Annotated in this window: 21 protein-coding genes; 14 read left to right on the top strand and 7 right to left on the bottom strand. The window is 74.0% G+C overall.

Features of this window, described 5'->3' with window-relative positions:
• Positions 1 to 49: 49 nt before the first annotated feature.
• Both AAC944_RS33180 and AAC944_RS33175 read left to right on the top strand, forming a co-directional pair.
• The gene (locus tag AAC944_RS33180; RefSeq protein ID WP_051871430.1) at positions 50 to 778 is read left to right on the top strand and encodes a DUF305 domain-containing protein; all 729 of its coding nucleotides are present in this window, start codon (positions 50 to 52) and stop codon (positions 776 to 778) included.
• A gap of 201 nt (positions 779 to 979) precedes the next feature.
• Positions 980 to 2,344, top strand: a complete 1,365-nt coding sequence (locus tag AAC944_RS33175; RefSeq protein ID WP_030608907.1) for an FAD-dependent oxidoreductase — start codon at positions 980 to 982, stop codon at positions 2,342 to 2,344.
• A 41-nt stretch (positions 2,345 to 2,385) separates the two neighbouring features.
• Here AAC944_RS33175 and AAC944_RS33170 read toward each other — a convergent pair whose 3' ends face one another.
• The 7 genes from AAC944_RS33170 to AAC944_RS33140 form a co-directional block, all read right to left on the bottom strand.
• The gene (locus AAC944_RS33170) at positions 2,386 to 3,075 is read right to left on the bottom strand and encodes a response regulator (protein ID WP_030608909.1); all 690 of its coding nucleotides are present in this window, start codon (positions 3,073 to 3,075) and stop codon (positions 2,386 to 2,388) included.
• A 223-nt stretch (positions 3,076 to 3,298) separates the two neighbouring features.
• A complete protein-coding gene (locus AAC944_RS33165; RefSeq protein WP_051871431.1) occupies positions 3,299 to 3,709 on the bottom strand; it encodes an ArsR/SmtB family transcription factor in 411 nt (136 codons plus the stop codon).
• Between the two features lie 180 nt (positions 3,710 to 3,889).
• Positions 3,890 to 4,450: a VanZ family protein gene (locus AAC944_RS33160; RefSeq protein ID WP_196942790.1), complete on the bottom strand. Its 561-nt coding sequence runs from the start codon at positions 4,448 to 4,450 to the stop codon at positions 3,890 to 3,892.
• A gap of 54 nt (positions 4,451 to 4,504) precedes the next feature.
• On the bottom strand, positions 4,505 to 5,797 hold the full coding sequence (locus AAC944_RS33155; RefSeq protein ID WP_078888313.1) for a cation:proton antiporter: 1,293 nt from the start codon (positions 5,795 to 5,797) through the stop codon (positions 4,505 to 4,507).
• A gap of 2 nt (positions 5,798 to 5,799) precedes the next feature.
• Positions 5,800 to 6,270 (bottom strand): cation:proton antiporter regulatory subunit, encoded by a 471-nt coding sequence (locus AAC944_RS33150; RefSeq protein WP_030608919.1) that lies wholly within the window; start codon positions 6,268 to 6,270, stop codon positions 5,800 to 5,802.
• A gap of 135 nt (positions 6,271 to 6,405) precedes the next feature.
• Positions 6,406 to 7,206, bottom strand: a complete 801-nt coding sequence (locus tag AAC944_RS33145) for an ArsR/SmtB family transcription factor (RefSeq protein ID WP_030608922.1) — start codon at positions 7,204 to 7,206, stop codon at positions 6,406 to 6,408.
• A 126-nt stretch (positions 7,207 to 7,332) separates the two neighbouring features.
• Positions 7,333 to 7,644 (bottom strand): hypothetical protein, encoded by a 312-nt coding sequence (locus tag AAC944_RS33140; protein ID WP_030608925.1) that lies wholly within the window; start codon positions 7,642 to 7,644, stop codon positions 7,333 to 7,335.
• Positions 7,645 to 8,031: 387 nt separating this feature from the next.
• Here AAC944_RS33140 and AAC944_RS33135 point away from each other — a divergent pair, with 387 nt between their 5' ends.
• The 12 genes from AAC944_RS33135 to AAC944_RS33080 all read left to right on the top strand — a co-directional run bounded on the left by AAC944_RS33135 (position 8,032) and on the right by AAC944_RS33080 (position 24,848).
• Positions 8,032 to 9,339, top strand: a complete 1,308-nt coding sequence (locus AAC944_RS33135; RefSeq protein WP_078888314.1) for a GNAT family N-acetyltransferase — start codon at positions 8,032 to 8,034, stop codon at positions 9,337 to 9,339.
• Positions 9,340 to 9,391: 52 nt separating this feature from the next.
• The gene (locus tag AAC944_RS33130; protein ID WP_030608932.1) at positions 9,392 to 10,627 is read left to right on the top strand and encodes a DegT/DnrJ/EryC1/StrS family aminotransferase; all 1,236 of its coding nucleotides are present in this window, start codon (positions 9,392 to 9,394) and stop codon (positions 10,625 to 10,627) included.
• Positions 10,628 to 10,693: 66 nt separating this feature from the next.
• The gene (locus tag AAC944_RS33125) at positions 10,694 to 11,755 is read left to right on the top strand and encodes a glycosyltransferase family 2 protein (protein ID WP_051871433.1); all 1,062 of its coding nucleotides are present in this window, start codon (positions 10,694 to 10,696) and stop codon (positions 11,753 to 11,755) included.
• Positions 11,752 to 13,149 (top strand): NAD(P)/FAD-dependent oxidoreductase, encoded by a 1,398-nt coding sequence (locus tag AAC944_RS33120; protein ID WP_051871434.1) that lies wholly within the window; start codon positions 11,752 to 11,754, stop codon positions 13,147 to 13,149. Before AAC944_RS33125 ends, AAC944_RS33120 begins: the two co-directional genes overlap by 4 nt.
• Positions 13,142 to 14,563, top strand: a complete 1,422-nt coding sequence (locus AAC944_RS33115; RefSeq protein WP_030608942.1) for an aspartate aminotransferase family protein — start codon at positions 13,142 to 13,144, stop codon at positions 14,561 to 14,563. Before AAC944_RS33120 ends, AAC944_RS33115 begins: the two co-directional genes overlap by 8 nt.
• Complete coding sequence (locus AAC944_RS33110) at positions 14,560 to 14,973, top strand: hypothetical protein (protein WP_030608944.1); 414 nt, start codon at positions 14,560 to 14,562, stop codon at positions 14,971 to 14,973. Before AAC944_RS33115 ends, AAC944_RS33110 begins: the two co-directional genes overlap by 4 nt.
• Positions 14,970 to 16,460 carry a GMC family oxidoreductase N-terminal domain-containing protein gene (locus tag AAC944_RS33105; protein ID WP_030608947.1) on the top strand — a complete coding sequence of 497 codons (1,491 nt, stop codon included), beginning with the start codon at positions 14,970 to 14,972 and terminating at the stop codon, positions 16,458 to 16,460. Before AAC944_RS33110 ends, AAC944_RS33105 begins: the two co-directional genes overlap by 4 nt.
• A complete protein-coding gene (locus AAC944_RS33100; protein WP_030608950.1) occupies positions 16,457 to 18,007 on the top strand; it encodes an FAD-dependent oxidoreductase in 1,551 nt (516 codons plus the stop codon). Before AAC944_RS33105 ends, AAC944_RS33100 begins: the two co-directional genes overlap by 4 nt.
• Positions 18,004 to 19,035: an iron-containing redox enzyme family protein gene (locus AAC944_RS33095; protein ID WP_078888315.1), complete on the top strand. Its 1,032-nt coding sequence runs from the start codon at positions 18,004 to 18,006 to the stop codon at positions 19,033 to 19,035. The genes AAC944_RS33100 and AAC944_RS33095 overlap by 4 nt, the downstream gene beginning before the upstream one ends.
• 61 nt (positions 19,036 to 19,096) lie before the next feature.
• Positions 19,097 to 20,113, top strand: a complete 1,017-nt coding sequence (locus tag AAC944_RS33090; protein ID WP_368396639.1) for an ROK family protein — start codon at positions 19,097 to 19,099, stop codon at positions 20,111 to 20,113.
• 643 nt (positions 20,114 to 20,756) lie between these two features.
• A complete protein-coding gene (locus tag AAC944_RS33085) occupies positions 20,757 to 21,770 on the top strand; it encodes a LacI family DNA-binding transcriptional regulator (protein WP_030608957.1) in 1,014 nt (337 codons plus the stop codon).
• A 90-nt stretch (positions 21,771 to 21,860) separates the two neighbouring features.
• A complete protein-coding gene (locus AAC944_RS33080) occupies positions 21,861 to 24,848 on the top strand; it encodes a glycoside hydrolase family 3 protein (RefSeq protein ID WP_030608959.1) in 2,988 nt (995 codons plus the stop codon).
• Positions 24,849 to 24,855 lie beyond the last annotated feature (7 nt).

The raw sequence follows: 24,855 nt of genomic DNA, 5'->3' as shown, positions 1-24,855 counted from the left end.
TAGTATCGCGCTGCTCATGTACATCTCAATAGGCCGCAATGAAGATGTCATGTGGGCCGCGTGGTCCCCGAACGGTCCGGCCGAGAACAGGAGTTCCACCGTGAAGCGTTCCAGGAGAGTCGCCGTCGCAATCGTCGCGGCCGCAGCCGCCGCGGTCCTCGGGGCGGGCGGGTGTTCGGCGGGCGGCGAGCGGGCGGACGCGGCCGCCGGTGACGCCGGGCAGCAGGTCATCGCGCCGGGGAAGCCCGGCGAACCGGCCCGTACCCTCTCCGCCGACGAGGCCCGCAAGGAAGCCGGCGACGACTCCCCGAACTCCGCCGACTTCGCGTACGTACAGATGATGATCACGCATCACCGGCAGGCCCTGGTGATGACTGAGCTGGCGGAGAAGCACGCCGGGTCGGACGCGGTGGAGCGGATCGCCGACCGGATCGACGCGGCGCAGCGGCCCGAGATCGACATGATGAAGGGCTGGCTGAAGAGCCATGGCGGGCCGCGCGGGGAGCAGGACGACGAGGGGCACGGTGAACATGGGGAGCACTCCGTCGCGATGCCCGGCATGGCGACCAAGGCCCAGCTCGACACGTTGCGCGCCGCCCGCGGCAAGGGTTTCGACGAGCTCTTCCTCACGCTGATGATCACCCATCACCAGGGCGCGGTGACCATGGCGACGGACCTGCTCTCCGACGGCAACGACGTCCGGGTGGAGGAGATGGCCACCGACGTCATCGCCCAGCAGACGGCCGAGATCGAGCGGATGCGGAAGCTGGCGCCGTAGCCACGGGCCCGTGCCGTGGCCACGGGCTCCCGGGCCACCGCACGTGCCCTGCCCCTGCGGCAGGCGGGGCGGTACAGGGCACGTGTTTCGGTTCGTTCCCGCGGGGTTTTGCGCCACACCAGGGGGCACAACCGCGCGGCACACTCCCCTCGCCCGCACAGCGGTGCGATCCTGGAGGCATCCCGCGGAAGGGGCTCCCCAGTGCTTCGTGTCGCAGTGATCGGATCGGGACCGAGCGGGGTCTACACCGCTCAGGCTCTCGTCCAGCAGCAGGCCGTCCCGGATGTCGAGGTGTACGTCCTGGACCGGTTGCCATGCCCGTACGGTCTCGTCCGGTACGGCGTGGCACCTGACCACGAGAAGATCAAGACCTTGCAGCACACGCTCCGGACCGTGCTGGAGCATCCACAGGTCCATTTCCTCGGCCACGTGGACGTCGGCACCGGCGGGCTGGACCACGCGGAGCTGCGCCGCATCTTCCACGCGGTGGTCTACTGCGTGGGCGCCGCCACCGACCGGCGGCTCGGCATCCCGGGCGAGGAGCTGCCGGGCAGCCGCTCGGCCACGGAGTTCGTGTCCTGGTACAGCGCGCATCCGGACGCGGCGGCGGCCGGCGGCTTCGCGCTCGGCGGGGCGTCGGCCGTGGTCATCGGCGTGGGCAACGTCGCCGTCGACGTGGCGCGGATCCTCGCCCGCGCGGCCGGTGACCTGGTACCGACGGACGTACCGCAGCCCGCCCTCGAAGCGCTCGCGGGCAGTGGGGTGCGTGACGTCTGGATGGTGGGGCGGCGCGGCCCCACCCAGGCGAAGTTCACCACGAAGGAGCTGCGGGAGCTGGGCGCGCTGCCCGGCGCCGATGTGGTCGTGCGCCCCGACGAGCTGGCGATGGACCCGGCGTGCGGTGCCGATCCGGGTGCGCTGCCGGCCGTCGTACGCCGGAACGTGGACGTGCTGCGGGAGTGGTCGCAGCGGCCGGTACCGCCGTCGGACAGTCCGCAGCGCCGCATCCACCTGCGGTTCTACCTGCGCCCCGCCGAGCTGCTCGGCGATGCGCACGGCGGGGTGCGCGCCGTGCGGTTCGAGCGGACCGCACCGGACGGGCACGGCGGGGTGCGCGGCACCGGGCAGTACGAGGACATCCAGGCGGGGCTGGTGCTGCGCTCGGTGGGGTACCGGGGCGTGGCGCAGCCGGGGCTGCCGTTCGACACGGACACGGGGACGGTGCCGAACGTGGCGGGGCGGGTGGTACGCGACGGCACGCCCTGTCCGGGTGAGTACGTGGCCGGGTGGATCAAGCGCGGGCCGACCGGGGTGATCGGTACGAACCGGCCGTGCGCGAAGCAGACCGTCGGCTCGCTGCTCGAAGACGCGCCGGGGCTGGCCGGGCGTGAACTGCCGGGCGATCCGGTGGCGGCGCTGCGGCGGGCCGGGCAGCGGCCGGTGCCGTGGCCGGGCTGGCTGGGCATCGAGGCGGCGGAGGCGGCGCTGGGTCAGGAGCTGGGCCGTACGACGGTGAAGATCCCGGACTGGGACGGCCTGCTGGAGGCGGCGCGGGCGGGACGCTGAGGAGCGCGCTCAGGGGTACTGCCCGCCCCGGGCCGCGCCGTCTACCGCCGCGCCTCTCCGGGCGTTCCGTACGCCCGGTCCGGCCCGCCCAGCCGTACCAGGCCGGCGCGGTCCGCGATCACTGCGGCCTGGACGCGGTTGAGGCCGCCGAGCTTCGCCAGCAGCGCGCTGACGTGGTCCTTGATCGTGCCGTGTGCGAGGTGGAGGCGGAGCGCGATCTCGCCGTTGGACAGGCCCTCGCCGACCAGCGCGAGGACCTGCCGTTCGCGGTCGGTGAGGCCGCCCACGCTGCGCGCGGCGGCCGCGTCGGGCCGGCCGCCGAGGTAGCCGCCGATCACGGCCGGGGTGACGCCGGGCGCGAGTACCCGGCCGCCGTCGGCCAGCACCCGTACCGCGTGCACCAGTTGTTCCGGCGCGGTGTCCTTCAGAAGGAAGCCGACGGCGCCCTCGTGCAGCGCGGCGCCGAGGTACTCCTCGCCGTCGAAGGTGGTCAGCATGGCGGTCCTGGGGGGATCGGGCAGCTCGCGCAGCCCGCGCAGGACGGTGAGCCCGTCCACGTCCGGCATGCGGATGTCCAGCAGCAGTACGTCCGGGCGGTGGGCCAGCAGCATGGCCCGCGCCTCGCCGCCGCCGCAGTCGGCGACCACCTCGATGTCCGGCGCCGAGCCGAGGATCAGCCGCAGCCCGGAGCGGACCAGCTCCTCGTCGTCCACGACCGCGACCCGAATCACCCGAGCTCCTCGTCCCCGCTGTGCGCTGCCCGCCGCCCCTTCGGGCGGCGCCTCCCGATGACCGAGGTTACGGCAGGTAAGGGGCGCGGAAGCGGCACCTGAAGAGGAGATCGGGGGGATGTGCCCCCGCCGGTCGGCGGGGCGCACGTCGGCCTCTGCGACGAGCACTCCCCCAGCGCCGCGCGCCGCGGACCCCGTTCCTCCCTCGAGGAGTGCCAGGACCTCAGGACGGGCTGGTCACACCTGCTACGGCCGCATCCGCGCCGGCGCTGACACCGGCGGCCTCCTGGCGCCGGGCCGCGGCCAGCACGGTGTCCAGCAGTCCAGGGAAGCGCTCCGCCAGGTCGTCCCACCGCAGGGCGTTCATCTTGGCCGTGCCGCGGTACGTCTGGGTGATCACGCCGTGTTCGCGCAGCACCCGGAAGTGGTGGGTGAGCGTGGACTTGCTGACCGGCACGTCGAAGACCGAGCAGGAGCACTCCCCTTCGGCGTCGGCCAGGACCCGCACGATCCCGAGCCGCACGGGGTCGGCAAGCGCGTGCAGCACGTCCTCCAGCCGGATGGCGTCGCGGCTCGGGTGCGCCAGCACGCGCGGGCCGCCCCCGGAGGGCGTGGACATGGCGGCGGGCGGCATGACGGCTCCTGTCGTTCGGTGCTCCCGGACGGACGGCGAATCACCGTGGTACGAGAACCATCGTAGTTCGACGCCGCCCGGACCGCCAGGGACTCCGTCCGGCCGCACCGCATCCTCACCGAGCCGGGCCTGGACCCGGTCGTCCCGGGCGCGGGGCGGCTGCCCGCCGGGGGCCGGGCGCTACGCCGTACTGGTGCGCCGCTGCCACCAGTGGCGGCGCCTGGGGTGGACGGCGCGGCCGAGGCGGCGGCCGAGCAGGACGTAGCCGAGCAGCGCGCCGGTGGTGTTGAGGATGACGTCGTCGATGTCGAAGGCGCGCCCGGTGACCAGGGCGCCCTGCACCAGTTCGACCAGCAGCATCACCACGGCGGTGACCGCGACCACCCGCAGCAGCCCGCGGGTCCTGGGCGCCACGACCGGCAGCAGCAGCCCGAAGGGCACTCCGAGCAGGATGTTCCCGCCGAGCTGCTTGACGGTGTCGACGAACGCGAGCTGTCCGAGGTAGTCGCGCAGGGTGTCGCCGGGCCGCAGATTGGTGTGCGCGAGCGCCTCGGAGGCCGCCGACGGCTGGAGGGTCAACCGCGCCAGTACGGCCCCGAACGCCACCATGACGGCGAACGCCAGCAGCATCACCAACGCCCGGGCGGGCGGCGGGAGTGGTGCCCCGCCGCCCGTAACCGGCCGGCCGCGTTTCTCCTTCCTGGCATTGCTGCACCGAAGTGACCGCGCTGACCGCGCCATGAGGACCCCTCGCTTCAGGTGGACCTGCTGGAGTTGGTCTGTACGACGCTTCGGTTACCCGTGTGGCGGCAGGGCATGCGCGTCCTCACGGGGCGTGGGGGTCTCCCCGGGCGCTTCGGATGCTTCGGGCGCTTCGGACGGGACGTCCGGTGCCGATGTGGTGGTTTTGCGGGACGTGATGCCGAAGAGCGGCAGCAGCCCGGTCCGGGCGCGGTTGACCACGGGTGCCGCCCAGCGTGCGGTCAGCGGCCCGAGGATGACCATGATGAGTACGTAGGCGGTGGCGATCGGTCCGATCCGCGGCTCCACGGCGGTGGTGAGCCCGGCGATGACGACGGAGAACTCGCCGCGCGCCACCAGCGCACCGCCCGCGCGCAGCCGTCCGTTCGGCCCGATGCCGGCGCGGCGGGCCGCGTACCAGCCCGTGAGGACCTTGGTCACCGTGGTCACGGCGGCGAGCAGCAGCGCCGGCAGGAGGACCGGCGGGATGGCCGTCGGGTCGGTGGACAGGCCGAAGAAGACGAAGAAGATGGCGGCGAAGAGGTCCCGCAGCGGCATGAGGAGCTTGCGCGCGCCCTCCGCGACCTCACCGGAGAGGGCGATGCCGACGAGGAAGGCGCCGACGGCGGCGGAGACCTGGAGTTCCTGGGCGATGCCCGCGACGAGCACGGTCAGCCCGAGGACGACGAGGAGCAGCATCTCCGGGTTGTCGGAGGACACCCAGCGGCTGATCACGCGGCCGTGCCGGAGCGCGAGGTAGAGGACGAGGCCGACGGCGCCGAGGGCGATGAGGAGCGTGACGCTGCCGCCGGCGAGGCCGACGCCGGCCAGCAGGGCGGTGAGCAGCGGCAGGTAGACCGCCATGGAGAGGTCTTCGAGGACCAGGACGCCGAGGATGACGGGGGTCTCGCGGTTGCCGAGCCGGTTGAGGTCGGTGAGGACCTTGGCGATGACGCCGGAGGAGGAGATCCAGGTGACGCCGGCCAGCGCCACGGCGGCGACCGGGCCCCAGCCGAGCAGCAGCGCCGCGACGGCGCCCGGTACGGCGTTCAGCAGGAAGTCGACGGCGCCGGAGGGGTACTGCGTCCTGAGGCTGGTGACCAGTTCCGAGGCGCTGTATTCGAGGCCGAGCAGGAGCAGCAGCAGGATGACGCCGATCTCGGCGCCGACGCCGACGAACTCCTCGCTGGCGTTGAGCGGCAGCAGACCGCCGTGCCCGAAGGCGAGCCCGGCGAGGAGGTAGAGGGGTATGGGCGAGAGCCCGACCCGGCCGGCCAGCCGGCCGAGGAGGCCGAGGACGAGGATGACGGCGCCGAACTCCACGAGCAGTGCGGTGGTCTCGTGCATGGTCAGCCTCCGGCGATGATCTCGGCGAGGGCGTCGACGCCCTCTCGGGTGCCGACCGCGACGAGGGTGTCGCCGATGGCGAATCGGAAATCGGGGCCCGGGGACGGGTGGGCGCTGGTGCGGCGCAGCACCGCGACGATGGACGCGCCGGTACGGGTGCGGGCCTGGGTGTCACCGAGCAGCCGGCCGCCGTACGGGGAACGGTTGCCGATCTGGATGTGCTCGGTGACCAGGTCGATGCCGTCGGTGCGGACGGCGTCCAGCGGCACCGGGTCTATCAGGTGCGCGAGCGCCGTCGCCTCCTCCCGTTCCAGGGGTACCGAGGAGCGGCAGGTATCGGGGTCATCGGCGTCGTAGAAACCGATGAAGCGGCGTCCGTCGTGGTGCACCACCACGGAAAGGCGCTGTCCGGCGTGGGTGGTGAAGTCGTACCGCGTGCCGACGCCCGGCAGCGAAGTGCGTCGCGTCCCCATCGTGTCCTCCCCGGATGCCGCGCCGGGAGCGCCAGTGACGCGGGCCGGACGCGATCTCCTTTACCTGGCCATTACGCTTTACCCCATCATTACAGATGCTTGGCGGGTACACGTGGCCGGACGGGGAGCGCGGCCTCAGCCGGCGGGCATGTGCCAGGGCTGCTCCGGCAGCGGACTGCCGGTCTCGATCAGGGACTTGAGGTTGGAGAGCACCGCGGCCCAGCCGCCGGCCGCCGCCTCGCGCTCGGCCTCGTCGGCCAGGTTCTCGTGGGTCACGGTGAGCCGGACGATCCCGCCGTAGGGCTCGATGTCGAAGGTGACCCTGGACGGGCCGCCGGCCGGCTCCTCGCCCGGCTCGGCCCAGGTGGTGACCAGCCGCCGCGGCGGGGAGCTCTCGACGACCATCCCGACGACGTCGGCGATGCCCGAGCCGTCCGTACGCCGGTGCTCCCAGGGGGAGCCGGTCGCCCAGTCGGAGACGTTGCTGTGGCCCCAGTACGCGGCCGTCAGCTCGGGGTCGGTCAGGGCGTGCCAGACCCGGTCCGGCGTGCTCTCGATGTAGGTGACGTAGACAAAGGTCGGTCGGTCGTTCATGGCGTCCTCGGCTCGTCGTTTCACCGCACTGAGGGCCCGCAGCCGCGGGCGCTCGAACTTGTCGATCCACCGCTCCTGGATCTCCTGGAGCGGTACGGGATTGAGGTAGTGGAGCTTCTCCCGGCCGCGCCGGACCGTGCTGACCAGACGGGCGTCCTCCAGCACGGAGAGGTGCTGGGTGGCCGACTGGCGGGTCATCGCGAGCCGGTCGCACAGCTCTCCCAGTGTCTGCCCGTTCCGCTCGTGCAGCAGGTCCAGCAGGTACCGGCGGGTCCGGTCGGCGAGGGCCTTGAAGACCTGGTCGGTGTCGGCGGCCGGCGCGCGCTCCTCGTCTCCACTCACGCCGCCGACGTTAGGCAGGCAATTACCTGCATGTCAATCGCGGCACGTCCCACGACAGCCGGCCCCCGCGACGGATGCGCGGGGGCCGGCGCGCACGGAACCGGTCCCGGTGGACGTCCTCGCGGCTCAGGCCTCGGCCGCGATCCAGGCGATGTGCCAGCCGTTCTTGGCGGCGTACGCGGGGTCGATGGGCTGCCGGTCCACCCGGCGCACGTAGACGCGGAAACCGGTCGGGGTGGCGTTGTAGACCGTGTTGCCGCCCGTGGTCATCCACATACGGTCGTCACCGGTGAGGGCCGGGATGTATACGGGGGTGCTGGTGAACCCCCCTTCCGAAGTGTCGACATCGATGTACACGCCGTCACCGTTACGGTCGGGATAGTTTTTCCATCCCTCGCCGGGCACGGTCTTACCGGAAACGAGCTTGCCGTTTTTCATGTCGGCTCCCGTCACGTCATGTACAGCTCACGCGGCCCTGGCGGCCGCCGTTCCGAGTCTGGATGGAGCCACGGCCCGCGCAAGGCGCTTCGGGGGAATATGGCCGGATGTGAAACGCACGGTACCGGGCTCGTCCTGAATGGCCGGAATGGCCGTTGACCGGGGACTTCCGGGCTGCGGGGGTTGACAGCCGAGGGCAGCCTCAAGAGTGTGGTTATCAGCCTCTGGCGGCCCCGAATCGGTTCATCGGCGCATGAGGAGACCGCGATCCGGGCCTCGCGGCGGTCCTTTCCGCAAGGCGGCTTCGCCCCTGCGGAGAAAGACCTCGACTTCGGGCAGTGCGGCCTGCCCGGCATACGCGCCGACTGAATTGCTTTCCCCGATGCGATGCCCGTACGGGCATCATCCGGAATCGGTCGGAGGTGCCCTGTGCATTCTTCCTCACAGCGTTCTCCGGGTTCTCCGGATTATGAGTTCCGGCCTCCTGACGACTGGTCCGATTTCGCCGGCGTGGTGGGTCTGGCCTACGGCGGGTACGACCATTCGCCGGACCACCGCGCGGTCGTCGCCGAGCTGCTGGAGCCCAAGCGCTCGCTGCTCGCCCGCACGGCGGACGGGCCCTGCGCCACGCTGGCCGGCTACTCCCTGGAGATGACGCTGCCCGGCGCCGGACCGAGCCCGGTGTTCGGCCTCGGCTACGTGGCCGTCTCCCCCGCGCACCGGCGGCGCGGCCTGATGCGCGAACTGGTCCGGCGCACCCTCACCGACCTGCACACGGCCCGGGCCGAGCCGGTCGCGGTCCTGAACTCCACCGAGCCGGGCATCTACGGCCGCCTCGGCTTCGGCACGGCCAGCCAGGCCGTCAGCCTCGCCGTCCCCGTGGAGGCGCGGGAGCTGGCCGAGATCCCGGCGGACGGCGGTCCCCCGCTCACCCTGGACGTCACCTCCCCCGCCGAGGCCGAGGCCGCCGTCGCGGCGGTGTGCCGCGGCTGCCTGGGCGAGCGCCCCGGGATGCTCCGCCGGGAGGGTGCCTGGCTGCGCCGTTCCCTCGCCGACCCGCCGGCCGACCGCGGCGGCGCCGGACGCCTGCTGTGCATGCTGGCGACGGACGGCACGGGCCCGCGCGGCTACGCCCTCTACCGGCTCACCGCCGGCTGGACCCGCTCCTACCCCCGGTACACCGTCTCCGTCCACGACCTGGGCGCGACCGACCCGGCCGGCTACGCCTTGCTCTGGCGGGCACTGCTGGACATCGATCTCGGCGGCACCGTCACCGCGAACGCCCGCCCGGTCGACGACCCGGTGCTGGCCCTGCTCACCGACCCGCGCAGCGCCGCGCCCACCGTGCGCGACCAGCTGTACGCCCGCGCCGTCGACGTCGACCGCGCGCTGGCCGGCCGCGGCTACGCCGTCGAGACCGAGCTCGTACTGGAGGTGAGCGATCCGCTCTGCCCCTGGAACGAAGGGCGGTGGCGGCTCATCACGGGCCCCGCGGAAGCCGACTGCGTCCGCACCCGCGCGGCCGCCGACCTGGCACTCACGGCGCGGGAGCTGGGCAGCCTGCTGCTGGGCGGCGGCTCCGTCACCCAGCTCGCGCTGGCCGGCCGGGTGACGGAACTGCGCCCCGGCGCGGTCCGCGCCGCCGCGGCCGCCTTCCGCCACGACCCGGCACCGTTCTGCCCCGTCGTCTTCTGACGCGCCGCACGCGACAGGCCGCCCCACCCCGCCGACCTTCACGGAGCCCTTCATGCCCGGTCCCGGATATGCCTTCTTCGGGGACGAAGAACGCGCGAACGTCCAGCAGGTACTGAACGCGTGGTCCCGCTCCACCGCAGCGCACTCCTACCCGCTCGGCGAGATCACCCAGACGCGGCTGTTCGAGCAGGAGGCCGCGCGCCGCCTGGCGAGCCCGTACTGCCTGTCCGTCAACAGCGGTACCTCCGCGCTGGTCACGGCGCTGGCGGCGCTGGACATCGGGCCCGGCGACGAGGTCGTCGTGCCCGGGTACCTCTACGTCGCCTCGGTCGCCGCGATCGTCCACAGCGGGGCCACGCCCGTGGTGGCGGAGATCGACGAGACGCTGACCCTGGACCCGGAGGACGTACGGTCCCGGATCACCCCGCGCACCAAGGCGCTGATGCCGATTCACATGCTCGGCGCCCCCTGCGACATGGACGCGCTGCGGGACCTCGCGGACGAGCTGGGGCTGCTGGTGCTGGAGGACGCGGCGCAGGCGTGCGGCGGGACGTACCGCGGGCGGCCCCTGGGCTCCTTCGGCCAGGCAGGGGCGTTCTCGCTCAACATGTTCAAGGTGGTCACGGCCTGCGACGGCGGGTTCCTGCTCACCCCCGACGAACACACCTTCCAGCGGGCCTACGGCTTCCACGACCACGGCTGGTTCCCGTACCGCGCCGAGGAGGGGCCCGGCGACCGGATGCTGGGCCTGAACCTGCGGATGACCGAACTGACGGCGGCCGTCGCCCGCGCCCAGCTGGCCCGCCTGGACACCGTGCTGGCCCGCACCCGGGCCCAGCGGGACGCGCTGGCCGCCCTCATCCCCGTACGGGACGGTCTGGTCCGCCGTCCGTCGCACGACCCGGCGGGCGACTGCGCGACCGTGCTGGTCCACCTCTTCGAGGAGCGGGCCGCGGCCGAGGCGGTGGCGAAACGGCTGGGCACCAGGACGCTGCTGCACTCGCCCAAGCACTACTACGGCGGGCTGCCGGAGCTGCGCGCGCTGGCCGCGGGCGACACCCGGTCCTGCCCGTCCCGGCGCCCGGAACCCGCCTGGCCGCGCCAGGACTTCCGGCCCGGCGCGCTGCCCCGCACCGACGACGTCCTGGGCCGCGCGGTCGCCCTGACCGTGGGCCTGTCCGACAGCTACCTGGGCGCCGACGCGGGCGTCGACGTGTTCAGCGGCCCCGACGAGATCGCCGCAGCCGCCGAACGCTTCCGTGCGACGGCCGACGAGGTACTGGGCTGACGCACGACGGGCACCGGCCCGGCCCCACGTCCCGGCCGGTGCCCCGCACGTACGTGAGGAGACGACATGACCTCGATCCCCTTCCCGGCGGTACCGGGGAATCCGCGTACCTCCGGCGCGTCCGGCACGTCCGGCGCCTCCGGTGCGGAGGGCGGCCGGCCGCCGCTGATCAGTGTGGTGGTGCCGTGTTACGACGAGGAGGCGGTGCTGGACCGGACCCACCGGCGGCTCACCGCCGCGCTGGGCCGCCTCCCGGACTGCGCCCACGAGGTGGTCTACGTCGACGACGGCAGCAAGGACGGCACCTGGTACACGCTGACCTCCCTCGCCGGCGGGGACCCCGCGGTCCGGCTCGTCCGGCTGACCCGGAACTTCGGCCACCAGCAGGCGATACTCGCCGGACTGCGCGCCGCGGCCGGGGACGCGGTGATCACCATGGACGCCGACCTCCAGGACCCGCCCGAGCTCATCCCCGAGCTGGTCGAACGGTGGCGCGCCGGCTGGTCGGTGGTGTCGGCCCGGCGGACCGCACGGGCCGGGGAGAGCCGCTTCAAGGTGGTCACCGCGCACGTCTACTACCGGCTGCTGGCCGCCCTCGCGGACCAGCCGGTGGCGCTGGACACCGGCGACTTCCGGCTGCTGGACCGGTCCGTCGTGCGGCTGCTCACCGAACTGCCCGAAGGGGAACCGTACTTGCGGGGCTCGGTGTGCTGGGCGGGGTTCCCGGAGACGAGCGTGGCGTACGAGCGGCCGGCGCGCCCGGCCGGCCGCTCGAAGTACTCGCTGCGGAAGATGGCCGACCTCTCCCGCCGCGGCCTGGTGTCCTGCTCCCCCGCGCCCGCCCGGATGCCGGCCGTCGTCGGCCTCACCTGGCTGGGCGGCGCGGCCATGACCGCCGCCGTACGCCGCCACCGGCTGCCGCTGGCGGCCTGGACGTTCGGCTGCGAGGCGGTGCTGCTCGGGCTGCTCGGCGAGTACCTGCGGCTGGTCCACCGCGAACTGCGCGGCCGCCCGCCGTACGTCCTGCTGGAGCGCCACCCGCCGCAGACCGGCACCCCGGCGGCCCCGGAGGTGCCGGAGGACGGGACCGTACGGCCGCTCACGCCCCGCGTCCGGACGGCGCGATGAGCGCCGCGCCCGGGGACGGGTGGGACGTCGTCGTGGTCGGTGCCGGGTTCACCGGGCTCGCGGCGGCGCACGAGCTGGGCCGGGCGGGGCTGCGCTGCCTGGTCCTGGAGGCCGGCGACCGGGTGGGCGGGCTCGCGGGCACCTTCACGGTCGGCGGGCGGCAGCTGGAGCGCTTCTACCACCACTGGTTCGCCTCCGACACCGACGTCTTCCGGCTCTGCGCCGAGCTGGGCTGCGGCGGTCTCGTCGAGCGGCACGCGGGCCGTACCGGCTTCTACCACGCGGGCGGCATCCACCGGCTGTCCACGCCGCTGGACGTGGCGCGGTTCGCGCCGCTGCCCGTCGTGGACCGGTTCCGGCTCGCCCGGTCGGTGCTGCGGGCCGGCCGGGTCCGGCACTGGCGGGAGCTGGAGGCGCTGACGGCCGAGGAGTGGCTGGTGCGGCTGGCCGGGCGGCGGGTGTACGACCGGGTCTGGCGGCCGCTGCTGGCGGGCAAGTTCGGGGAGTACGCGCCCGAGGTCGGCGCGACCTGGATGTGGACCAAGCTGCACCTGCGCGGCGGCAGCCGCAGCCGCGCGGGGCGCGAGGTGCTGTACTACCTGCGCGGCGGCTGCGGCGCGCTGCTGGCCGCCTGGCTGCCGGAGCTGGCCCGGCTGGGGGTGCGGATCCGTACGTCCTGCCCGGTCACGGAGGTACTGGCCGGGCCGGGCGGGGTGACCGGCGTACGGGCCGGCGGCACGCGGTACGCGGCGCGGCGGGTGCTGGTGACCACGGCGCCCGGCCCCGCCGCCGCGCTCCTCGCCGGGCAGGACGATGCCCACCCGGCCGTGCCGGGCCTGCGGCGGCAGCTCGCGGCGGTCCGGTACCTGGCCAACATCTGCCTGGTGCTGGAGAACGACCGGCCGCTGTCGGACACCTACTGGCTCAACGTCAGCGACCCCGGCTTCCCCTACGTCGGCGTCATCGAGCACACCAACCTCGACCCGGCGTGGCACTACGGGGGACGCCACGTGGTCTACCTGTCGAAGTACCTGCCGGCCGGTGCGGGGCTGTACCGGATGCCGGACGACCAGGTGTACCGCTACAGCCTGCTGCACCTGCGCCGGATGTTCCCCGCGTTCCGGGAGGAGTGGGTGCGCCGGTACCACGTGTGGCGCGCGGAGCACGCCCAGCCGGTGATCACCCGGCACTACTCGCGGACCGTCCCCGCCACCGAGAGCCCCGTACCGGGTCTCTACCTGGCCGGCATGGCCCAGGTGTTCCCCGAGGACCGGGGCACCAACTACGCCCTCCGGGGCGGGCAGCGGGCCGGCCGGCTGATCGCCGACCGCGTCCGGGCGGCGGCCCGGCCCGCGCACCCCGCCCCGCTCACCACGGGAGCGGCCCATGACTGACCTCTTCACCGCCGAGGACTGCCTGCACATGACGCCTCGTCAGGTGCACGGCCTCTACCGCCGTTACGTCAGCCGCAGCCAGGTGTCGCTGCTCGGCTCCTTCGGCTTCGGGCACGACCTGGCCGAGCGTGCCGAGGGGTGCTGGATCACCCTGCGCGACGGGCGGCGGATCCTGGACTTCACCGGCGGCATCGGCGTGCTGAACCACGGGCACAACCACCCGCGGATCCTCGCGGCGCGCCGCCGGTTCGCCGAACGCCAGGCGATGGAGGTGCACAAGAACTTCCTCTCGCCCTACGTCGCCGCGCTCTCCCACAACCTCGCGCAGCTGCTGCCCGGCGACCTGAACATCGGCTACTTCCCGAACTCCGGGGCCGAGGCGGTCGAGGGCGCGGTGAAGCTGGCGTACAAGTACCACCGCGGCCGCCGCGGCACCGTCCTCCACTCCGACATCGCCTTCCACGGCAAGCTGCTCGGCGCGGGCAGCCTCACCGCCTCGCCGGAGGTGACGTTCCCCTATCCCGGCCTGCCGGGCACCGACGCCTTCGCCTACGACGACCTCGCCTCCTTCGTCCTCGCGCTGGAGCGGCACACCACGGGGGACGGCGGCAGCGATGTGTACGCGGTGGTGCTGGAGCCGTTCAGCGCCTCCGGGCTGCGCGAGTGCTCCGGGGAGTTCCTGCGCGAGGTGCGGCGGCTGTGCACCGAGCGGGACATCGTGCTCGTCTTCGACGAGGTCTACACCGGCTGGGGCAGGACGGGGACACTGTTCCACTTCATGCGCCATCCGGGGCTCGTCCCCGACGTGCTCACCACCTCCAAGTCCTTCGGCGGCGGCAAGGCGTCCATCTCCGGCTACATCGCGCGCGAGCCGCTGTTCCGGGCCGCGTACGACAACCTCACCGACGCCACCCTGCACAGCACCACCTACTACGGCTTCGGCGAGGAGACCGTCACCGCACTGGAGGCGGTCGCGATCGCGGTCGAGGACGACTATCCCGGGCGTGCGGTGCGGATCGGCGAGCAGCTGTCCGCCGGCCTGGCCCGGATCGCGGCGCGGCATCCGGGCCTGGTCGCGGGCGCGGCCGGGCGGGGCGCGCTGCACGGCGTGTTCCTGCGGGCCGGCCATCCAGCGCTGGACCGGGTGCTGCGGCTGCTGCCCGGCTCCTTCGCGCGGGACCCGCGGCTGCGGCTGAAGCTGATCACCGCGGCCGTGATCGCCGCGCTGTACCGGGAGCACGACGTGCTGACGTTCTACGGCTCCAACCACGGCCTGCCGCTGATCGTCTCGCCGCCGCTGGTGGCCGGGGACAAGGAGGTCGAGGTGTTCCTGGCGGCGCTGGACGCCGTACTGGACCAGGGCGCGCCCCGCCTGCTGGCGGCGTTCGCCAGGGACAAGGCGGTCCGGCGATGAGTGCCGCGTCCGTGGAGCGGGCGCTGACGGCGAGCGGGCTGCCCGCGGTGTGGGCCGCGCGCCATCCCGTACTGCGGGACCGCGCGGTCCTGGCGCGCGCCACTGCCCATGTCGCGGGCAGTCTGCGGGCCGGGCCGCGCCCGTACCTGGCCGCCGCCCGGCTCGTCCTGCGCCTCGTGCCGCTCGCGTTCCTCCTGGCCACCGGGCGGCGGGTGACCAGGTGCGACGGGGAGTCGCTGGCATACGGGAGCGAGCGGCTGGCGCGGCTGCGGGGGGTCGGGCCGCTGCTGCGGGCCGCCGAGGCGCTGGCCCTGTACGGCGGGCTGGACGGCGGCCCCGACCGTCTGGTGCCGGGCGCGGACCCGCTTCCGCCCGTGCCGCCCTCCGTCCCGACGGGAGTCACGCCATGAGCGGCCGTACGCCGCGCACCGTCGAGTGCGACGCGCTGGTCATCGGCTCGGGAGCGGGCGGGGCCGTGGCAGCGCTGGAACTGGCCCGGGCGGGCCGCCACCCGCGGGTGCTGGAGGAAGGCCCGCGGGTGTCCACCGCCGAGCTCGCCGCCCTGCCGCCGGCCGACAGCCTGCGCCGGCTGTACCGCAACGCGGGCCTCACCCCCGTCTTCGGCCGCCCCGTCATCCCCTACGGCGAGGGCCGCTGCGTGGGCGGCACGACCGTGGTCAACGGCGGGCTGCTGTGGGAGCCGCCGGCCGGGCTGCTGGACCGGTGGGCGGAGACCCGCGGCACCGACGGCTACCGTCTCCGCCATCTCGCCGGGCACCTCAGCGAGATCTCCCGCCGGCTGGCCGTGGACGCGCAGCGGCACGGTGCGGGCAACGAGGACTCCCGGCTGCTGGCGGCGGCCGCCGAGGGCCTGGGCTGGGGCTGGACGCTCGCCCGACGCGCGGCACCAGGCTGCGCGCACCGCAACCGCTGCCCCACGGGCTGCCCGTCCGGCGCCAAGCGGACCATGGCGACGACCTATCTGCCGGAAGCCGAGCGGTACGGCGCCCGTATCGAGCCGGGCGTACGCGTCGTACGGCTGGACCACGACGGCGGTACGGTGCACACCGTACGGGCGGTGGGGCCGGACGGCGCACCGGTGCGGTACCGGCCGCGTACGGTCTTCCTGGCCGCCGGGGCCGTCGGGAGCGCGGCGCTCCTCCAGCGCAGCGGCATCCACCGCCGGACGGCGGGCCGCGGCATGGCCTTCCACGTGAACCTGCGGCTGCCCGCCCGCTTCGGCTCGCCGCTCCATGCCGAGCGGGGCACCATCTTCACCGCCCAGGTGGGCGAGTTCAGCGGGCTGGGCATTCACGTCATGGCCGCCAACCTCACGCCCGGTTCGCTGGCGGCGGCGCTCGTGCGGCAGGGCCCCGCGGTGGTCGACGCGCTCCTGGCCGACCTCGCGCGGGTGGCGGTCTTCACGGTGCAGGTGCGGATGACGGGCCGGGTACGGATCGGCCGGCTCCCCGGCGCGGGGACCGTGCTGCGGCACCGGCTCGCCGCGCACGACGTGGACCTGCTGCGCTTCGCGCTGGTGCGCGCGGCACGGCTGCTGTTCCGGGCCGGGGCCGTGGAGCTGTACCCGCCGGCGCCCGGCGTGCTGGGCTCGGCCCGGGCCGCCGAGGAGTTCGCGCGGCGGACCGATCCGCGCGGCTGGGACCTGGTGTCCGTGCACGCGATGGCGTCGTGCCCGATGGGGCCCGCCGGGAGCGGCGGGGTGTGCGGCCCGGACGGCCGCCCGTACGGCTTCCGCAATCTGCGGCTGTGCGACGCCGCCGTGCTGCCTGGTCCGACCGGTGTCAGCCCGCAGGGCACGATCATGGCCTTCGCGCACGAGATCGCCGCCCGGTACCTCACCCCACCCGCCACAGGGCCTGCAAGGAGGCAGCGATGAACGCCACGTACCCGCCGGAGCCGCCGGGTCTGCTGCGCCCCGACGGGCCCGAGGTGGACTGCGACATCGCGGTCATCGGGGCCGGTATGGGCGGCGCGACCCTGGCCTACGCGCTGCGGGACTCCGGCGCCCGGGTCCTCGTCGTCGAGCGCGGCGACTTCCTGCCCCGGGAGGCGGCGAACTGGTCGCCGCACGCGGTCTTCACCGAGAAGCGGTACCGCAACGCCGAGCCGTGGTACGACGCCGACACCGGACGGCGCTTCCAGCCGGGCGTCCACTACTACGTCGGCGGCAACACCAAGGTCTTCGGCGCGACCCTGCCGCGGTTCCGAGAGGCCGACTTCGGGCCTGTGGAGCACGCGGAGGGCGTCTCGCGGGCCTGGCCGTTCCCGTACGCGGAGCTGGAGCCGTACTACGCGGCGGCCGAGCGGCTCTACCGGGTGCACGGCACGGCGGGACAGGACCCCACCGAGCCCTGGCGCTCCGCCGGCTTCCCGTACCCCGCGGTGCCGCACGAGCCGGCCGTCGCCGAGCTGGCCGACGCGCTGCGCGCCCAGGGCCTGGCCCCCTTCGACCTGCCCACCGGCATCGACCTGCGGCCGGGCGGGGCCTGCGTGCGCTGCGCCACCTGTGACGGTTTCCCCTGCCTGCTGGGCGCCAAGAGCGATGCGGACGTGTGCGCGCTGCGGCCCGCGCTGGCCTCGGGAAACGTGTCCCTGCTCACCCGCACCGTCGTGACCGGGCTGCTGACGGACGCGCCGGGGCGGCGGGTGACCGCGGCCGCCGCCCGGCACGCCGGCACGGAGCTCCGCATCCGCGCCGACCGCTACGTACTGGCCTGCGGCGCGGTGAACACGGCGGCGCTGCTGCTGCGTTCGCGTAACCGGCGGCCCGAAGGTGAGGCGAACTCCTCCGGGCAGGTCGGCCGCAACTACATGGTGCACAACAGCACCTTCCTCGTCGCCGTCGATCCCCGCCGCCCCAGCGAGACGGTGTTCCAGAAGACCCTGGGCCTGAACGACTGGTACCTGGCGAACGGCGCGCACGGCCCGCTGGGCAACGTCCAGACCCTCGGCAAACTCCAGCCCGCCACCGCCCGGGGGCTCCACCCCCGGCTGCCCGGCCCGGCGCTGGGCTTCCTCACCCGGCACAGCGTCGACCTCTACCTCACCAGCGAGGACCTGCCGGCGCCCGGCAACCGCGTCACGGTCGGCCCGGACGGCGCGATCCGGGTCGGCCGGCGGCCGGTGAACCTCACGCCCCACCGCGAACTGGTGCGCAGGACCGCCCGGATGATGCGCAGGGCCGGGTACCCGCTGGTGTCGGCGCGGCACATGGGCATCGACGTCACCTCGCACCAGTGCGGTACCGCGGTCGCCGGCACCGACCCGGCCACCAGCGTCGTCGACCCGGACTGCAAGGCACACGACCTGGCCAACCTGTGGATCGCCGACAGCTCGTGGTTCCCGTCGTCGGCGGCCGTCAACCCCGGACTGACCATCGCCGCCAACGCGCTGCGTGTCGCGGAGAAGGGAGGACTCCGATGAGCGCCCCGCCCCTCCAGGACCTGTACTGGCCGCCGGTACGGCCGTTCCAGGGGCTGGACCCGGAGCTGGCCCGGTTCCTGAGCGCGCCGCCCGATGTCCAGGCGGAGCGGCTGGCCCGGCTCCGCACCGACCCCGAGGCGCACGGCAGGTTCCTGCACGAACACCTGGCCACGCTCTGCTCCCGGTCCCTGGGCTACCGCGACGGACCGGCCAACGGCTCCCGTGACGACGACCTGGAGATCGCGCTGTTCGCGGCGCGCACGCGACTGGAACGCGAACTGATCGACGTCTGGGCCACGCCGGCGCCGGTACCCGAACCGGACGGGCAGGAGGCGGCCGCCGACCACCTGGACGCGCTGGCCGCCGACAACACCGGCGTCTGCCACCCGCTCTTCCGCTACCTGGCCGAGGACGCCACCCGCGCGCAGATCGAGTACTTCGTACGGTGCGAGCTGATCCGCAACGAAGTCGTGGACGACGAGGTCGCGCTGCTGGTCGTGGGCCTCCAGGGCCGGCAGAAGGCGGTCGCGGCCGCCAACCTGTGGGACGAGTGCGGCCGCGGCCGGCTGGAGAACTTCCACACCTACTGGCTGCGCCGCCAGCTCGGCTCCGCCGCCGGCTGGGAGGAACTGGCCCGGTACCGCGACGCGCACCCGTGGTTCGCCAAGATCACCTCCAATCTGTTCACCGCGCTGCTCACCCGCCCGTCCCGCACCCAGGCCGCCTACGGCTGCTTCTTCGTCTTCGAGAGCTGGGTCGAGCCGCACTTCCGGCAGCTGCTGGCCGGCATGGACCGGGTGGGCCTGCACGACGAGGACACCCGCCTCTACTTCACCGCACACACCCGCATCGACCCCCGGCACAGCGAGGAACTCTCCGCGGGGCTGCGCGACCAGCGCCCCCGGCTGACGCCCGCCGAGATCTGCCAGGTACTGCGCGGCGCCCACCTGGCCGTCGACGCGGGTACCCGGCAGTACGACCGGCTGCTGCGCCACCTCGAACGGTGGCGCGGCCCGGGAGCGGGGTAAGGGACCGGAAGGCATGCATCCCGTTAAATGGTGACGTGCCGTCACGTGATCAGGAGGCGTCGTGAACCGTACGGACGGCGAGGCGCCGGTGGCCGGTACCGGCCGGGTGCTCGGCCTGGACATCGGCGGCACCGTCCTCAAGTCGGCGCTGGTCGCCCCGGACGGCACGGTCACCGCCGAACGCCGCACCGCCACCCGCCCGGCCGACGGCCCGGACGCCGTGCTGACGGCCGTGCTGGACCATGCCGAGCGGGCCGTCGCCGAGGCGCGGGCCGCCGGCATCACGGTCCGGGCGGCGGGCATCGCCTCCTGCGGGCTGGTCGACGAGGACGCCGGCACGGTGATGTTCTCCTCGGTCGTCAAGTGGCAGGACGTCCCGCTGCGGCGGCTGGTCGCGGAGCGGCTGGGGCTGCCCGTGGTGCTCGGGCACGACGTGCGCTCCGGCGGCGTCGCCGAGGCCCGGCTCGGCGCGGGCCGGGGCCACCCCGTCGTCCTCTTCGTCCCCGTCGGCACCGGCGTCGGCGGCGCCGTGCTGCTCGACGGCCTGCCCTTCCCGGGCAGCCACTGGCGCTCGGCGGAGCTGGGCCATCTGGTGCTGCGGCCCGGCGGTGAACCGTGCGGCTGCGGGCAGCACGGCTGCCTGGACACGCTCGCGGGCGGCGCCGCGATCGCCCGGCGGTACGCGGCGGCGTGCGGGACGGCGGCCGGCGGCGCGGGGCCCGCGGTGACCGCGGCCGAGGTGGCGCGCCGGGCGGGCGCGGGCGATCCGGCCGCGGCGCGGGTGTGGGACGAGGCGGCGGACGCCATGGCCGAGGGACTGCTGGCGGCCGTGACGCTCTTCGACCCCGGCGTGCTGGTCCTGGGCGGCGGCGTCAGCCAGGCGGGCGACCAGCTGCTGGTGCCGTTGCGGCGCCACCTGGAGCGCCGGGTCGCCTTCCAGGTCCTGCCCGACATCGTGTGTGCGGCGCTCGGGGAGCGCGCGGGCCGCGTCGGCGCCGGTCTGCTCGCCTGGGACCTGCTGCGGGCCGCGCGTACCACCGCGACCGGGAGCACGTCCCCCGCCGGCTCCCTTCCCTGAGCCGGCCGGGCGGGCCCGTCCCGGCCCCCGCCCGGCCCGGCCCCCGCCCGGTTCGTCGAAGGCCGCACCATCGACCGGCGTCCTCCCCCAGATCCGCCGTCGTCCTCTTCGGCTTCGCCGTCGTCGTCGTGCACATCAACTCGATGAACCTCTACGGCACGGCACGGCGCTGTGCCTGGTGACCGCGGTCCAGACGTTCCGGCACCGCCGGCTGCCGGGCCGCGCCACCCGGACCGCCCTGATCGCCGCGCCGCCGGCCGTGAGCCTGACGCCGGCGCCGGCGTTCCAGGGCGTCTTCCTGGCCTCCTACACGGACTTCCTCCTGCACCGGACCGGTCGCGCACGCCCTGGGCGGTGCGGACCTGGCCTGGGCCGTCGGCCTGACCACGGCGGCCGGCGGGGACTGGGCGGTGACGCGGCTCCGCGCGCGACGCCGGCCGGACGAGGCACCCGTCGCACCGCCCGTCACCGCCGGTCCGGGGAGCACGCCAGGACGGCGGCCTTGTAGGCGGCACGGAACTTTCCGTTCACGCCATTGACTCTCCCCACCCCCCTCCCTACTGTTCCGGCGAATCGCTTCGACGGCCGTTGTCGAAACGGTTCGATTCGCCGGTCCGGGGGACGCGGCAGCGAGGAGAGCGGGATGGTCAAGATCACGGACGTGGCGCGGCGCGCCGGGGTGTCGCCGAGCACGGTGTCGTACGTGCTCAGCGGGAAGCGGTCCATCTCGGCCGCCACCCGGCACCGTGTCGAGGAGAGCATCCGCGAGCTCGGGTACCGTCCGCACGCCGGGGCACGGGCGCTGGCCAGCAGCCGGTCCAACGTGGTGGCGCTCGTGATGCCGCTGCGCAGCGGCATCCATGTGCCCGTGCAGATGCAGTTCGCGGCGTCCGTCGTCACCACGGCACGCGCGCACGACCACGACGTGCTGCTGCTGACCCAGGAAGAGGGCGAGGACGGGCTGCGCCGAGTGGCGGACAGCGCGCTGGTGGACGCGCTCGTCGTGATGGACGTCCAGCTGCACGACGCCCGTGTCCCGCTGCTCCGCTCCCTGGGGCTGCCGTCGGTCCTCATCGGCTTCCCCGCCGAGGCCGACGGGCTGACCTGCATCGATCTGGACTTCACGGCCACCGGCGAGGAGTGCGTCGGCCATCTGGCCCGGCTCGGGCACCGCAGTGTGGCGCTGCTGGGCTCGCCGCCGGAGGTGTACGTGCGCGGTACCGGCTTCGCGCGGCGGACGGCGGCGGGCTTCACGGCCGCCGCACACCGGTACGGCATGTCCTCGGCCGTGCTGCCGTGCGCGCCCGGCGCGCAGGCCGCGCGCGAAACGGTCGACCGGCTGCTGCGCGAGCACCCGGACCTGACGGGGGTCGTGGTGCACAACGAGCCGGCGCTCGGCCCGCTGCTGGAGGCGTTCCGTGCGGCCGGGCTGCGCGTACCGGAGGACCTGTCGGTGATCGCGCTGTGTCCGGACGAGCTCGCCGAAGGGGCCGCGGTCCCGCTCACCTCCGTCGCCATTCCCGCCGCCGAGGTGGGCGCGGGCTCCGTCGAACTGCTCATGGCGAAGCTGGCCGGCCGGGAGGTGCCCGATGCGACCTTGCTGCCGCCGCGGCTGACCGAGCGGGCGAGCACCGCGCCTCGTACGCGTACCACCTGACGGCGGCCGGCCACCGCCGGCCGGCCCCGGTCTCGCACCTCACTGGCACCACGCACCGTTCATCGAAGCGCTTCGACTCGAAGGAGCCCAGTGAATCCCCAGGGTCTTTCCCGACGTGACGTGCTCGCCCTCGGCCTGGCGGCCGCTCCCCTGGCCGCCGGCCTGGACCTGGCGGGAGCCGCTCCCGCGGCCGCCCGGCCCCGGACCGGCGCGAGCACCGGCCACCCCTTCCGGAACCCGGAACTCCCCCTCGCGGAACGGGTCGGCGATCTGCTCCGCCGGCTGACGCGGGATGAGAAGATCTCCCTGCTGCACCAGTACCAGCCGGGCATCCCACGGCTCGGCATACGGCCGTTCCGCACCGGCACCGAGGCGCTGCACGGGGTCGCCTGGCTCGGCCCGGCCACCGTCTTCCCGCAGGCCGTCGGCCTCGCCGCCACCTGGAACCCCGCACTGATCGGCCGGGTGGGCGCGGCCGTCGGCGACGAGGCACGCGGCTTCCAGCACGAGCGGCCCGAGGGCTGGGGGCTGAACCTGTGGGCGCCGGTGGTCAACCTGCTGCGCGACCCGCGCTGGGGCCGCAACGAGGAGGGCTACAGCGAGGACCCGTATCTGACCGGCGTCATCTCCACCGCCTACGGCAAGGGCCTCCAGGGCGACGACCCGGTCCGTCTGAAGACGGCGCCCACCATCAAGCACTACCTGGCCAACAACACCGAGACCCGCCGGACCACCTCCGACTCGGTCCTCCGCCCGCGCGTCCTGAAGGAGTACGACGAGGCGGCGTTCCGTCCGGCCCTCACCGCCGATGCCGTGACCGGTGTGATGTCCGCCTACAACCTCATCAACGGCCGTCCCGCGACGGTCCATCCGGGCCTGAACGACACCGTGCGCAAGTGGGCGAAGCAGGAGCTGTTCAACGTCACGGACGCGGACGCGCCCAACAACCTGCTCCCCGGCAGCCAGGACTACTACCCCACCCTGGCGGCGGGTGACGCCGCCGCGCTCCGGGCCGGTATCGACAGCTTCACCACCGACAGCGCGGCCCCCGCCAAGACCGTCAAGGCGCTCGGCACGGCCCTGGCGGAGGGGCTGATCGACGAGTCCGACCTCGACACGGCCGTCCGGCACCTGCTCGGCATCCGGTTCCGGCTCGGCGAGTTCGACCCCGACGGCGGCCCGTACGCGAGAATCGGCAGATCGGTCATCGACAGCCCGGCGCACCGCGCGCTCGCCCGCGAGACCGCCCGCGAGGCGGTGGTCCTGCTGAAGAACGACCACGCGACGCTGCCGCTGGACGCGCGGACCGTCAGGAAGGTCGCCGTGGTCGGTCCGCTGGCCGACACCCTCTACACCGACTGGTACTCGGGAACGCTCCCGTACGAGGTCACCCCGCTCAAGGGCGTCAGGGAGCGGCTCGGCTCCGCCGGGACGGTCACCACCAGCGAAGGCGTGGACCGGGTGGCGTTCCGCAACACGGCGACGGGCGCGTACCTCACCGCGGGCAGTGGCGAGCGCGGAGCCGTGCTCACGGAGACGGGCGGCAGTCCGGGCGACACCGGACGGTACGACGTCTTCGACTGGGGCCAGGGCGTGGTGACACTGCGCAGCGTGGCCAACGGCAAGTACGTCGGCTACGACGGGACGGCGTTCCGCAACGACCAGGCGCAGCCCAACGGCTGGTACGTCCAGCAGCAGTTCGTCCTGGAGGAGCCGGCGGACGGTGCCGGTACCCGGCTGGTCCGTTACGCCGGGTACGAGACGGCGGCCGACTGGTTCGGCGACAAGAAGTACCTCAGGGCCGGTGACGACGGCACCCTGCGGCTGGCCACCCGGGAGGACGCCTCCCGGTACGAGGTGGAAGTCGTGCGCGACGGGATCGCCGACGCGGTCGAGGCGGTACGCGGCGCCGACGCCGCGGTCGTGGTGATCGGCAGCATGCCGTGCATCAACGGCCGTGAGGACCACGACCGTACGGACATGGGGCTCGCCCCGGCACAGTCCGCGCTGGCCGAGGCCGTACGCGCGGCCAGTCCCCGTACCGTCGTCGTCCTGGAGACCAGCTATCCGGTGACGGCCGGACCGGAGCAGCGGCACGTCCCGGCGGTCGTGTGGACCACGCACGCGGGTCAGGAGACCGGACACGCCGTGGCCGACGTGCTGTTCGGCGACCACAATCCGGCCGGGCGGCTCACCCAGACCTGGTACCGCTCCGAGGACGACCTGCCGGACCTGCTGGACTACGACATCATCGCCTCGGACCGCACCTACCTCTACTTCCGGGGCGATCCGCTGTACCCCTTCGGACACGGCCTGTCCTACACCACGTTCCGCTACGGCCGGCCGGAGCTCTCCGCGCGCCGGGTGGGCGGGGACGGCACGGTCACCGTCTCCGTACGGGTGACCAACACCGGCGAGCGGGACGGCGACGAGGTCGTACAGCTCTACACCCACCAGCGGACCTCGCGCGACAAACAGCCGCTGAAGCGGCTCCGCGGCTTCGCCCGCGTCCATGTGAAGGCGGGCCGGAGCACGACCGTACGGCTGCCGCTGCGCGCCGCCGACCTCGCCCACTGGGACGTCACCCGCGGCCGCTGGGTCGTGGAGAGCAGCGTCCACGACGTGCTGGTGGGCGCGTCGTCGCGGGACATCAGGGGGCGTACGACGCTCCGCGTCGACGGCGAGACGATCCCGCCCCGGGACCTGGCCAGGACCACCCGCGCCGCCGACTTCGACGACTACCGGGGCGTCCGGATCGTCGACGAGAGCAAGGCGCGCGGGGACGCGGTCGGCGCCACCGGGGACGGTGACTGGATCGTCTTCCGCGACGCCGAACTGGGCGCCGGGGCACAGACGTTCACCGCGCGCGTCGCGAAGGCGGACAGCGGCGGCGGGACCGTACGAGTACGGCTCGGCGCGCCGGACGGGCCGGTCGCCGGGACGGCTTCGGTCCCCAGCACCGGCGACCGGTACACATACCGCACCGTCACCGCGCGGCTGCGCGGCGCCCGCGGCCGGCACGACGTCTACCTGGTCTTCTCGGACGCGATGCGGCTGAGCACCTTCTCGCTGCGCTGACGCGCCT

The organism is Streptomyces sclerotialus (genome assembly GCF_040907265.1).
Classification (GTDB): domain Bacteria; phylum Actinomycetota; class Actinomycetes; order Streptomycetales; family Streptomycetaceae; genus Streptomyces; species Streptomyces sclerotialus.
The sequence above is the reverse complement of the archived record's forward strand: the minus strand, read 5'-3'. Positions and strand labels throughout refer to the sequence as shown.